Genomic DNA, 13,419 nt, shown 5'->3' on the forward strand with positions numbered 1-13,419 from the left:
ACGCTGACGTACACCAAGGGCAGCGATCCAGCGCACGGCACGGTGACCGTCAACGCCGATGGCACCTACACCTACGTCCCCGGCGCGAACTTCAACGGTACCGACAGCTTCACGGTCACGGTGAGCGATGGCCACGGTGGCACGACCACCAGCACGGTGAACCTGACCGTCAACCCGGTCAACGACGCACCGACGGCGCCCAACTACACCGAGACCACGAACGAAGACACGCCGGTCAGTGGCCAGGTCGTCGGCAGCGACGTCGACGGCGATACGTTGACCTACACGAAGGGCAGCGACCCGGCACATGGCACCGTCACGGTCAACGCCGATGGCACATACACCTACGTCCCCGGCGCCAACTTCAACGGCACCGACACGTTCACCGTCACAGTGAGCGACGGCCACGGCGGCACGACCACCAGCACCGTGACGGTCACGATAGACCCGGTGAACGACGCCCCCACGGTGCCCAACTACGCTCAGACCACGGACGAAGACACCCCCGTCAGCGGCCAAGTGATCGGCAGCGACGTGGACGGCGACGCGCTGACGTATGCACTGGGCAACGGCCCTGCGCATGGCAGCGTCACGGTCAACGCCGACGGCACCTACACCTACGTCCCCAGCGCGAACTTCAACGGCACCGACACGTTCACCGTCACCGTGAGCGACGGCCATGGCGGCACGACCACCAGCACCGTGACGGTCACGATCGACCCGGTGAACGACGCGCCCACGGTGCCCAACTACGCCCAAACGACGGACGAAGACACACCCGTCAGCGGGCAGATCGTCGGCAGCGACGTCGATGGCGACACGCTGACCTACGTGAAGGGAAGCGATCCCGCGAACGGCACGGTCACGGTCAACGCGGACGGCACCTATACCTACACCCCGAATGCCAACTTCAACGGCACCGACAGCTTCACCGTCACGGTCAGCGACGGCCACGGCGGCACCACCACCAGCACGGTGAACGTGACCATCAACCCCGTCAACGACGCCCCCGTGTTCGTCGACGGCGGCGGCACGCCGGTCGACACGGCCGCCGGCTACGTCTTCGGCTACGACGAGAACCGCCCCGCAGGCACCGTGCTCGGCACAGTCCAGGCCACCGACATCGACAGCGCAACCGTCACCTACAGCATCCTCTCGGGCAACGACCAGGGCTACTTCGCCATCGACCCGGTCACCGGCGAGATCAGCCTCACGCCGGCAGGCGCAGCAGCCTTCGTCAACGACTACGAAGCAGGCGCCAACGCGCACGCGCTGGTGATCGGTGCGACCGATGGCACGGCCACGACCACCATCCCCGTCACGCTCAACGAGCAGAACATCAACGACGCACCGACGGTGCCCGACTACGCCAAGACCACGGACGAAGACACACCCGTCAGTGGCAGCGTGGTCGGCAGCGACGTCGACGGCGACACGCTGACCTACGCCAAAGGCAGCGACCCATCGCACGGCACGGTCACCGTCAACGCCGACGGCACCTACACCTACACGCCCAGCGCCGACTTCAACGGCACCGACAGCTTCACCGTCACGGTGAGCGACGGCCACGGCGGCACCACCACCAGCACCGTCACCGTGACCATCAACCCCGTCAACGACGCCCCGGTGTTCGTCGACGGCGGCGGCACGCCGGTCGACAGTGCCACCGGCTACGTCTTCGGCTACGACGAGAACCGCACTGCGGGCACCGTGCTCGGCACGGTCCACGCCACCGACATCGACAGCGCGAACGTCACCTACAGCATCCTCTCGGGCAACGACAACGGCTACTTCGCCATCGATCCGCTCACGGGCGCGATCAGCCTCACGCCGGCAGGCGCAGCAGCCTTCGTCAACGACTACGAAGCAGGCGCCAACGCGCACTCGCTGGTGGTCGGTGCGAGCGACGGCACCATCACGACAAACATCCCCGTCACGCTCAACGAGCAGAACGTCAACGAGGCGCCAGAGGCTCCCGACGACACCAAGACCACGGACGAAGACACGCCGGTCAGCGGCCAGATCGTCGGCAGCGACGTCGACGGCGACACGCTCACCTACGTGAAGGGCAGCAACCCGTCGAACGGCACGGTGACGGTGAACCCCAACGGCACCTACACCTACGTTCCCAACGCCAACTTCAACGGCACCGACAGCTTCACCGTCACGGTGAGCGACGGCCATGGCGGCACGACCACCAGCACGGTGACCGTGACCGTCAACCCGGTGAACGACGCGCCGACGGCCACGGCGACCGACGCCGGCATCGTCTCCGAAGGCAGCCTGCCCGGCGGCATTGCGGCGGCGGACGAGCCGTCGGTGCAATCGACCGGCAAGATCTCCATCGCGGACCCCGACAGCCTGGCGGGCGACCTGTCGGTGTCGCTCAGCGGCCCGACCGGCGTCACCTCCGGCGGCCAGCCGGTGTCGTGGACCTGGGACGCGGGCACGCACACGCTCACGGGCAGCGTCACCGTCGACGGCGTCACCACCCAGGTGATGACCGTGGCCGTGGGCAATGTCAGCGCCACCGGCGCGGGGCAGTTCGAGGCGGGCTACACCGTCACGCTGAAGGCGCCGATCGACCACCCGGCGGGCAACGGCGAGGGCGTGTCGAACCTGCACTTCGAGGCCGTGGTGAGCGATGGCCAGCTCAGCGGCGCGCCGGTGGGCTTCAACGTGCCGGTCAAGGACGATGTGCCGGCGCTCGTGAACGGCGAGCAGGCGGTCGACGTGGCACCGATCAACACGAACCTGATGGTGATCCTGGACCTCTCCGGGAGCATGGGCGAGGAGAACCCGACGCGGCTCTCGCGTGCGAAGGAGGCCATCAAGAACCTGATCGACGGCTACGACATGTACGGCGATGTGCGGGTGCAACTCGTCACCTTCAGCACGACCGGGCAGGCACAACAGGCCTGGATGACGGCGGCCCAAGCCAAGACGCTGGTGCAGAGCCTGGAGGACGGGGGCAGCACCAACTACGACGCCGCCCTGGCTACGGCGATGACCGGCTTCGAGGCCAATGGCAAGCTGCAGGGCGCCCAAAACGTGTCCTACTTCCTCACGGACGGCGAGCCGACCCGGGGGGACGGCAACACCGGCCAGCTCGGGAACAACAGCAACGGCAGCAACGCGGCCGACTTCGGCATCCAGGCGGCGGAAGAAGCGCTCTGGAAGACCTTCCTCACCAACAACAAGATCAACTCGTTCGCACTGGGCCTAGGTTCCAGCCTGGGCCCGACGGAGCAGGCCTACATCGACCCCATCGCCTACAACGGCAACACCGGCACGAACACCAACGGCAAGATCGTCACCGACACGAGCCAGCTGAACGACATGCTGCAAGGCACGATCAGCGTGCCGCCCACCGTCAGCAACCTGCTGACCGGCGGCCTCGGCGGCTCGTCGGGCTTCGGTGCCGACGGTGGCCATGTGTCCACGCTGACCATCGACGGCACCACCTACGCCTTCAACAGCGTCACGGGCTTGATGACGAAGACTGGCCCGGCCACCAGCAGCGACTACAGCTACAACCAGGCGACGCACCAGGTCACCATTGCCACCGACAAGGGCGGCAAGCTGGTCGTGGACTTCGACTCGGGCGAATTCAGCTACCAGGTGGCACCGCGTACCACCACCTCGCAAAACTACGACGAGACCATCAGCTACCAGGTGGTCGACCGCGACGGCGATGCGAGCAACGCGGCCACGCAGACGCTGCACGTCAACTACACGCCAGCAGCGGGGGCGGCAGCGCTCTTCACCTCGGCCGACTCGCTGGGCCTGGCCGGCGTCGACGAAGTGACGGTGTCGATCGAGCAGCAACAGCAACCGCACGATGCGCCGCATTTCCCCTTCGGCGACGGTCCGGCATGGGGAGGGCTGCAGCTGTCCGACATGCTGCAGGGCTTCGGCGCCGCCGAGTCGCTGCATGCGCTGCTGCAGGCCGCGTTCCCGCCGGCCTTCGGTGGCACGCAGGCGTCTCCCACGGTGCTGTCGCTGGCGTCCTCGGCCGATTCGCTCGCGGCCTACGCACCGCCGGTGGCGCCTTCGCTCGACGACGAGCTTCACATGGGCCTCGCGCTTCACCACTGACCGACCGGCGTGCCGGCGCCGCTTGCGGCGTCGGCACCTGGTGGTCTGCACGTCTTCACGCATGCTTGCTTCCCGTCATCTTTCGTCTGCTGCCGCGGGCCTTTTTTTCCTGCTCGCCGGATCGGCGGCGCTTGCGCAAGCGAGCACCGCCGCCCCGTTGGGCATGGCCGAGGCCGTGCGCCTGGCCGCCACCTCGCACCCGACCGTGCGCAACGCCGTCGGCCAGGCGCTGCAGGCGGGCGAGGGCATTGCGGCCGCGCGCTCGGGCTACTACCCGCAGGTCAGCGCCGGCGTCAGCGCACGCACGGGCAACCGCCAGCTGCAGGCCGACGGTCGCCGCCAGGTGCACCAGGCCTCGTTGTCGGTGACCCAGCTGCTGTACGACTTCGGCAAGGTGTCGAGCGCCGTGAGCGAGGCCGAAGCCTCGGCCACGGCCGCGCGCGCCAAGCTGCTCGTGGCGGTCGACGACGTGGTGCGCGACACCGCGCAGGCATGGATCGAAGTGCATCGCCAGCAGGCGCTCGGCGAGATCGCGCAGGCCCAGGTGAAGGGCGTGCAGTCGCTGGCCGGCCTCGTGGGCGAGCGCCAGGCCAAGGGCGCCACCAGCCAGTCCGACGTGGCGCAGGCCCAGTCGCGCCTGGAGGCCGCGCGCGCCCAGCAACTCAACACCGCGTCGCAGGCCGAGCGCTGGCGCCTCAACCTCATGCACCTGACCCAGGGCCGCGCGCCGGCCGACATCGCCGGCGAAGCGCCTGCGCCGCTCGCGAGCGCCTGCGCCGCGTTGCCGCAGACAGCCTTGCCCGCACCGACCGTGCAGATGGCGCAGGCCGAGCGCGACATGGCGCAGGCCGCGCTGCGCGGTGCCGATGCGCAGCTGCTGCCCACGCTGTCGCTCAACGCCGCCGTCAACCGGGGGCTCGAATCGGGCGCGCGGCCTGCCGGCCAGTCGGCCAACGAAAGCACGTTCACCGTCAACTTCACCGCGCCGCTGTACGAAGGCGGGCGCAGCCAGGCCCGCCAGCGCGCCGCCGCGCACGCCGTCGAGGCGGCCGAGGCCGCGCTGGGTTATGCCGAACTCAGCGTGCGCCAGCGCCTCGAAGACGCGCGCGTGCAGTCGCAAGGCCACGCGCTGCGCCTGCCCGTGCTTGCCGCGCGCGTGCACAGCACGCAGCGCACGCGCGACCTGTACCGCGAGCAGTACCTGCAGCTGGGCACGCGCTCGCTGCTCGACCTGCTCAATGCCGAGCAGGAGTTCCACGGCGCGCGCTTCGAGCAGGCCGAGAGTGCGCACGAAGTGCAGCGGCTCGCGGTCGAGTGCCTGTACCAGTCGGGCCGCCTGCGCGAGGCCTTCGGGCTGGTCGATGCGGGCGAGCTCGTCGCCGGAGGCCAGCCATGACCGCCACCACCCTGCCCGAACTGTCCGCCGCGCGCGGCCCCGAGCTGCTCGCCGGCTGGGTCGATGCCGTGCTGGCCGTGGCCGCCCACTACCACCTCGACACCTCGCGCGAGCGCATCCGCGGCGCCGCCGCGTGGAGCGACCACGAAGACATCGGCGAGCGCGTGCGCCAGATGGCCCGCCAGGCCGGGCTCACCGTGCGCCAGGTCGCGCCGCGCCTGGACACCTTGAGCCCCTGGCGCCTGCCCGTGGTGCTGCAACTGCGCGACGGGCAGGTGGCCGTGGTCACCGCCATCTCGGCGCAGGGCCTGCGCGTGATGCTCGGTGGCGACCAGGGCGCGGAAACCGTCTGCACCGTGGACGAGCTGCAACCCGCGCTCGAAGCCATGGCCGTACTGCGGCCCGCGCAATCGGCGCCCGACTCGCGCGTCGACGCCTACATCCGCCCGGTGGAGCCGCACTGGCTGCGCCAGATCGTGCTGGCCGACTGGCGGCCCTACGCGCACATCCTCGTTGCGTCGCTGGCCTACAACCTCATGGCGCTGGCCGGCACGCTGTTCTCGATGCAGGTGTACGACCGCGTCGTGCCCGCGCAGTCGCTGCCCACGCTGCATGTGCTGTTCGGCGGCGTGCTGCTGTCGATCGCGTTCAGCTGGGTCATGCGCGGCGCGCGCATGCGCATCACCGACGTGGTGGGCAAGCGCGCCGACCTGCGCATTTCGGACCGCGTGTTCGGCCACGCGCTGCGCGTGCGCGGCTCGGCGCGCCCGCGCGCCACCGGCACCTTCATCTCGCAGCTGCGCGAGCTGGAGCCCGTGCGCGAAATGCTCACGTCGACCACCGTGGCGGCCGTGGCCGACCTGCCGTTCTTCTTCGTGTTCTGCGTGCTCTTCTGGTTCATTGCCGGCTGGCTCGTGCTCGTGCCGCTGGTCGCGTGCGTGCTGCTGATCGTGCCCAGCCTGCTGGCGCAACCGCGCCTGCGCGCGCTGGCCCAGACGGGCATGCGCGAGTCGTCGCTGCGCAACGCCATGCTGGTCGAGGCCGTGCAGGGCATCGACGACATCAAGGGGCTGCAGGCCGAGCCGCGCTTCCAGAACCAGTGGAACCACTACAACGCCGTCAACGCCGACTCGGGCCTGCAACTGCGCGCGCTGCTCAACACCCTGAGCAACTGGACCCAGACCGTGCAGGGCGCCGCCTTCGCCTTCGTCGTGTTCTTCGGCGCGCCGCTCGTCATGGACGGCCACATGAGCACCGGCGTGCTCGTGGCCGCATCGATCCTGTCGACCCGCATGCTCACGCCGCTGGCCGGCGTGACGCAGGTGCTCAACCGCTGGCAGCAGGCCAAGGTGGCCGGCGAAGCGCTCGACCAGCTCATGAAGCTCCCGGTCGACCATCCGCCCCACGAAACCCGCGTGCACAGGCCCGCCGTGCAGGGCGACTACACGCTGCGCGACGCCGTCTTCAGCCACGACGGCCAGACCACCGCGCTGCACGTGAAGGCGCTGCACATCGGCGCCGGCGAACGCATTGCCGTGCTCGGGCGCAACGGCGCGGGCAAGTCGACGCTGCTGCAGGCGCTGTCGGGCCTCATCGAGCCGCGCGCGGGCAGCGTGCTGCTCGACGGCGTGTCGATGGCCCACATCGACCCCGCCGATGTGCGCCGCGACGTCGGCCTGCTCGCGCAGGACGCGCGCCTGTTCCACGGCACCCTGCGCGAGAACCTGCAGATGGGCACGCCCCACGCCACCGACGCCGAACTGGTGGCGGCCCTGCAGGTCACCGGCGCCTGGGCCTTCGTGCGCCGCCTGCCCACCGGGCTGGACCATCCACTGCTCGAAGGCGGGCGCGGCCTTTCGGGCGGACAGCGCCAGAGCCTGCTGCTCGCGCGGCTCCTGCTGCGCCGCCCCGGCGTGCTGCTGCTCGACGAGCCCACCGCCTCGCTCGACGAAGTGGCCGAGCGCGAAGTGATCGAACACCTGCGTGCGCTGCCCGCCGGCCGCACGCTGGTGGTGGCCACGCACCGCCCGGCCGTGCTCGAGGCGGTCGACCGCATCCTCGTGGTGGACGGCGGCGCCGTCGTGCTCGACGGGCCGCGCGACCAGGTGATGGCGCGGCTGCGCCAGGGCGCGGTCGCCTCGCGCGAGGCGATGGCCTCCGCAGGCCGCAGCAAGGAGGGGCAGGCATGAACGCCGTGACATTGACCAAGGCGCAGGTGCAAGCACAGGCACAGACACAAGCGCAGGCACCGGCCGTCTCCACCGCCACCGTGTGGGGCCCCGGCGGCGCCGACGATTTCGACGAAGCCCGCGCCAGCGGCTCCGCGCGCGTCGTGTGGTTCATCGCGCTCTTTCTGCTCGCCTTCTTCGTGTGGGCCTGGGTCTTCGAGATCGACGAGGTGTCCAGCGGCATGGGCAAGGTGATTCCCAGCTCGCGCGAGCAGCGCATCCAGTCGCTCGAAGGCGGCATCCTCGCCGAGCTGCGCGTGCAAGAAGGCCAGATCGTCGAGAAGGGCCAGGTGCTCGCGCAGCTCGACCCCACGCGCGGCGAATCGAACGTGGAAGAAACCGCCGCGCGCTACCGCGCCGCGCTGGCCAGCAGCGTGCGCCTGCGCGCCGAGGTGCAAGGGCAGGGCAGCCTGCAGTTCCCCGCCGAGCTGAAGGCCTACGCCCAACTGGTCGATTCCGAAAGCGCGCTCTTCCGTTCGCGCCAGGGCAGCCTGCGCGACACCGTGTCCGGCCTGGGCCAGGCGCTTTCGCTCGTGCGCAAAGAGCTCGACATCACCCGCTCGCTGCAGGTGAGCGGCGCGGCCAGCAACGTCGAGCTCATCCGCCTGCAACGCCAGGCCGCCGACCTGGAGCTGAAGATTGCCGAGGCGCGCGCCAACTACATGGTGCGCAGCCGCGAAGAGCTGGCCAAGGCCGATGCCGAGGTGAAGTCGTTGTCGTCCGTGGTGCGCGGGCGCGCCGACTCGCTCGAGCGGCTCACCCTGAACTCGCCCGTGCGCGGCATCGTCAAGAGCCTGCAGGTCACCACCATCGGCGGCGTCGTGCCGCCCAACGGGTCGCTGCTGACGCTCGTGCCGCTGGACGACCAGTTGCTGGTCGAGGCGCGCATCTCGCCGCGCGACATCGCCTTCATGCGGCCCGGGCAGGAGGCGCAGATCAAGATCACCGCCTACGACTACGCCGTGTACGGCGGCCTCAAGGGCCGCGTGGTGACCATCGCGCCCGACACCCAGCGCGACGAGGTCAAGCCCGAGATCGTGTACTACCCCGTGCTCGTGCGCACCGACTCCGACGCACTCACCGACAAGGCCGGCCGCCGCATGCCCATCGTGCCCGGCATGGTGACCACCGCCGACATCCGCACCGGCCGCAAGACCGTGTGGGACTACCTGACCAAGCCGCTGAACAAGGCGCGCGAAGCCATGCGCGAGCGCTGACCCGCGCGCGCTCATTTCCCCACGAAACCCATCCGACACCCATCCGACCCAAGAGGACGCTAGCCATGAAAACCACCCCGCACGCATCCCCCGCCGCTGCCGCCTTCGTGCTCGCCGCCGCGCTGCTCGGCGCCGCCGCTCCTGCGGTGGCCCGCGACAACCCCGTGGACCCCGTGAGCAACCCCGACAAGCTGGATTACCGCGACGTCGAGGCGCGCCGCCCCGACTTCAAGGAGCCCTTTCTGCGCGATGGCGTCGTGTCGCGGCCCGAGCGCTTTCGCGAGATCAAGCCCGGCCTCAACCAGGCCCAGGTGCTCGCCGTGCTCGGACAGGCCCTGAAGCAACAGCGCGGCGCACTCGGCACCGAGTGGGACTACCACTTCAAGTTCCAGATGCCCCAGTCGGCCAACTACCTCGTGTGCCAGTACAAGGTCGTGTTCGACGACAGCCAGGCCGTGCGCAGCGCCGTGTGGCGCCGCCGCCAATGCCTGGACCTGCTGCCGCGCTGAGCCGCGACGCCGGCCCGCAGCCCATGCCTCGCGATTCCACGCGCGCGCCCCGTCCCTACGAGGCCTTCGTGTACGGCAACTCCGCCGACGAGCCCACGCGGCTGGCCGAGCGTTGCCTGGAGGTGATCGAGGGCACGCTGAAAAGCGTCGACCGCGTCGTGGCCTGCCTGCGCGCGGCCGAACTGGAACACGGCATCGGCATCGCGGCCATGACCCGCGCGCAGATCGCCGACGCCGCCGAGTGGCACCGCGCCAAGCTGCAGGGCCTGCTGGCCGTGAAGCTGCAGCTCACCAACCGCGGTGGCGACCTCCATCTGGTGGACGACCTGCACCTGGTCGTGCGGCTCAAGTCGCGCCTCACCGCGCCCGGCGGGTTTCTGCCGGAGCTGTACCACCTCATGCCCCATGGCTGAGGTGGACGACGCGGCCCTCGCGGTGGATGCGGTCCGCTGCATGGGGCTTTGCCTTCTTCCGGCGTTGAACGACGACGCCTGCGCGGTCGTCCTAGGAGCCGCGCCGTGATCCGCCGCACCAAGCGCTTTCGCAAGACCCTCTACCGGTTGAGCGACGTGGCGCTGTGGCTGCTCCTTGCGCTCTTCCTTGCGCTGGCGGCCGACGCGCTGCCGGCGCGAGGCGTCAGCCAGGACCACCACGACAGCGAAGCCGAGCGCGCCACGCACGCGCACTAGCTAGCGGCCGGCTCCGAGCCCTCCTTCGCCTCCGGCGAAGCAGAAAAACCGGGGCACCTCAGATATCTCGTCGATTCGAGAAATCGTCGACGAATTCTTTTCTCTTGCGCGGCTTCGCTTCTCTACAGTGAATGCCCCCGCGACAAGACGGCCCGCTGTAGCGGCCGACGAACCCCGTGAAAGGAACGCCTTCTTCCCAGACATTCACTGATTGATCGAGCGATTGATTCGTGCGAGCGAATGAACCGCCTTGCCTCACGGCGGGTGTCGATGCCTCTTTGTGAAGCGGCGACACGAATGTGAGGCACAAAAGGCGACGGCCAGGGTGCGTGAACACCCTGACCGTCTGACCAAGAGACGTGCTGAACTTTTGAAAGGGCACACCAAATGGCTGATCGAATTATGGCCGGGCGTTCCACGCCCAAATCTGCCCGTCGCACACGCGGCGCGACCCCTTCGTCCACCCCCACAGGCGAAGACGCCCGAGACCTCCTCGAAATCAAACTGGCCCAGCTGAACTCCCTGCTGTGGTGCTGCTACGGCGACGGCAATGGGTGGTTCGAGGAAGCCGGGGAGAAACACCGGGATCACATGTTGTGGATTGCTGCGGATCTGGCTAGGGAGGCGGAGAGGTTGTTGGGGGAGAGTGGGAGGGGGTAGTAGAGATTGGTGCTCGGCCGCCGTGTCTTTGTGACCGGCGGCGGTTCACTTTCCTGCCTCCGCCAATGTGGCAAGGGGTGGGTGTCGTCGGTTCTTCGATCGAGGGTTGCCCGCTTTGCAGCGATCGCTGCTGTCGTCGCTGCGCGATCGGTCGATCGATCGATTTTCGCCATTGAACGGCCGCTGGCGAGTGGCTGCTCTGTACTCAGCTGCAGCCTCAGTAACGGTCTTTTCTAAATGGATACTAGGGGTACGCCGGAACTCAATCGCATCAGCGATCTGAACTCCAAGAAGACCTGAAGCAGCGCCAAGCGAGGGAGAAGATATGCCGCTTAAATTTATTTCCGCCGTCAACCACCGCGACGAGGCGGTTGCGTTCGGGCCAATGACCGTGCTCGTTGGTCCAAACAATAGCGGCAAGTCACAAACCCTGCGAGACCTGCGAGACTTCGCTTTAGGAGGTCCAGAGAGCGCTCTCACGCTTTTCAAGAGCATTGACGTGACGATGCCCTCCAAGGAGGACTTTCGGAATCACTTCCACATCCTGCCTTCCAAGCACTCGCCGACGAACGAGAACGTCGTCGGCATAAGCGAGAGCCTTGTCAAGATTCACAGCGTCGAGAGTCATGTCGGCTGGTCGAAAACCGTGACCGAACACACCGACCTGAAGCATCAGCGTCAGTCACTGGGGAGGTTCTTGATCAGCCATCTCCATGCGGGCACGCGGTTCGAGTTGACCGCTCCGCAAGAGGCCTACGATCTAGAGACAGAGGGACCCACACACGCGTTGCAAGAGTTCTTCCGTCGGCGCCTTGAGGTGCAACCACAGCTGCGGCGAGCGTTCTCGGAAGCCTTTGGACGCGACATTGCGCTCGATTGGACGGCCATGAAGCGCTGGTACTTCAAGGTCGGCGACGCATTCGGCGACCTTTCCGAATCGCTGGATGACCTGAAACAACAACTTCGTATTGGGCGGCTGCTCAAAGAACAAGGCGACGGGTACCAGTCGTTTACTGGGATCCTCATGGCTGCGATCGTCTTCCCAGATCGCCCCCTGCTGCTGGATGAGCCCGAAGCATTCCTTCATCCCAAGCAGGCGCGCGTGCTGGGCGGATTGTTGGGGCGACTGAGCATTGATCGCCCTGCACAGATCATTGTTTCGACCCATAGCTCCGCATTCATGTGGGGCGTTGTGAGCGGGAACAACAATGCCAACGTCTTGCGACTCAATCGCACGGCCGATACGACGCGCTACACCCAGGTTCCAGCCTCAACAGTGACAGCTCTGACGCGCACACCTTTGCTCTCAAGCCAGCCGGTCCTCGACTCGCTCTTCCATCAAGGCGTGGTCGTCTGCGAAGGCGATCCCGACCGTGCGGTCTACCAGTTCGTTGCGCACCGAACGCTCATCGGCAAGGGAGGCGAAGACCTGCTTTTCATCCATACGAATGGAAAGGGCGCCGCGGACACGCCTGTCCAGTTGCTGAAAAGCGCCGGCGCTCCAGTCGCCGTCATCGTAGACATCGACATCCTCAACGCGAGCGGCCCGTTGGACAAGATCGTCAAGGCATTGACGGGCGCCGAGATTACGGCGGAGCTTGAAGAGCGACGCGCCGAAATCGGCAAATGGGTGCTCCAGATGCCGGAAGATCAGTTCCTGAAAAAGCTGCTCGACGGCGTCAACGCATGGATCACGTCTCCTCATACTGATGCTCGCTCATCCCGCAAGCGGCTCGAGAACACGCTCAAGGCGACGACGTCTAAGTGGGAAGTCGTGAAGGAGGTGGGCACTTCCTATTTCACTGGCGACCAGTTGGCTGCCGTCGAGAGCCTCATCGAAGACCTGGCCAAGATCGGTGTGTTCGTCGTTCCCTGTGGAGAGCTCGAGCAATGGATCGATACCGGCGTGAGCAAGGGCAGAGAGTGGAACCGCAAGGCGCTTGAGAAGCTTCAGACGGAAGACTGCCCAACGGAGCTCGAAGCCTTCGTGCAGCGGGTGATCGACTTTTTACCGGGTTCCGTCGCCGCAGCTGCCAGCACCTGACGCCGGTAAGCGCGGCGCGACACCTTCATCCAATCACCACAGGCGAAGACGCCCGAGATCTCATCGAAATCAAACTGGCCCAGCTGAACTCCTTGCGTTGGTGCTGCTACGGCGACGGTAACGACAACGGCTGGTTTGAGGAAGCCGGAGAGAAACACCAGGATCACATGCGGTGGATCGCGGCTGATCTGGCGAGGGACGCGAAGAGGTTGTTGGGGAGGAGTCGAAGGTAGAGGCCCCCCCTTCCTATGCCTTTGAGCGCACACAAGAGGCGGGCGCCGGTTCGTACGGACGGCACGATGTCGAATCGGATCGCTGACGCGCCGTCTCATCTGAACGCAGTTTGCGGCCGCCTTGTTTCACCAAGGATTGAGCCGCATCCGTTGGATGTTGGGCGTGGCAGGAAATCTTTGCGTTTTTCAAAGGTCGCATTGAGTCCTGTCTATGCATGGCGGGAAATATCCTCTCCTAGTTCCTGAACTTCAGCTAACGTGCCGTGTCCGCTACCTCGGGTGAAACCGAAGATACTGAGGACGTGGCGCACAAATTGCGGAATCGATATCGTGAAACGATTCATC

The 13,419-nt window shown here is 67.2% G+C and carries 8 protein-coding genes; all 8 read left to right on the top strand.

What is annotated here, in order from left to right:
• Positions 1-4,098: tandem-95 repeat protein (locus AC1RLW_RS15510; protein ID WP_493193782.1), on the top strand; the 4,098-nt coding region annotated here is incomplete at its 5' end.
• 163 nt (positions 4,099-4,261) lie between these two features.
• Entirely contained in the window at positions 4,262-5,494 is a 1,233-nt protein-coding gene (locus tag AC1RLW_RS15515) for a TolC family outer membrane protein (protein WP_493193784.1), read from the top strand.
• Positions 5,491-7,683, top strand: a complete 2,193-nt coding sequence (locus AC1RLW_RS15520; RefSeq protein WP_493193786.1) for a type I secretion system permease/ATPase — start codon at positions 5,491-5,493, stop codon at positions 7,681-7,683. Before AC1RLW_RS15515 ends, AC1RLW_RS15520 begins: the two co-directional genes overlap by 4 nt.
• A complete protein-coding gene (locus tag AC1RLW_RS15525; protein ID WP_493193788.1) occupies positions 7,680-8,939 on the top strand; it encodes a beta-barrel domain-containing protein in 1,260 nt (419 codons plus the stop codon). The genes AC1RLW_RS15520 and AC1RLW_RS15525 overlap by 4 nt, the downstream gene beginning before the upstream one ends.
• A 65-nt stretch (positions 8,940-9,004) precedes the next feature.
• Complete coding sequence (bamE, locus tag AC1RLW_RS15530; RefSeq protein WP_062479197.1) at positions 9,005-9,448, top strand: outer membrane protein assembly factor BamE domain-containing protein; 444 nt, start codon at positions 9,005-9,007, stop codon at positions 9,446-9,448.
• A gap of 23 nt (positions 9,449-9,471) precedes the next feature.
• Entirely contained in the window at positions 9,472-9,861 is a 390-nt protein-coding gene (locus AC1RLW_RS15535) for a hypothetical protein (protein WP_369646371.1), read from the top strand.
• Between the two features lie 105 nt (positions 9,862-9,966).
• Positions 9,967-10,137: a hypothetical protein gene (locus AC1RLW_RS15540; RefSeq protein ID WP_185993549.1), complete on the top strand. Its 171-nt coding sequence runs from the start codon at positions 9,967-9,969 to the stop codon at positions 10,135-10,137.
• A gap of 985 nt (positions 10,138-11,122) precedes the next feature.
• Positions 11,123-12,841 carry an ATP-dependent nuclease gene (locus tag AC1RLW_RS15545; protein WP_493193789.1) on the top strand — a complete coding sequence of 573 codons (1,719 nt, stop codon included), beginning with the start codon at positions 11,123-11,125 and terminating at the stop codon, positions 12,839-12,841.
• Positions 12,842-13,419 lie beyond the last annotated feature (578 nt).

It is taken from the genome of Variovorax sp. GW822-FHT04A09 (genome assembly GCF_058801005.1).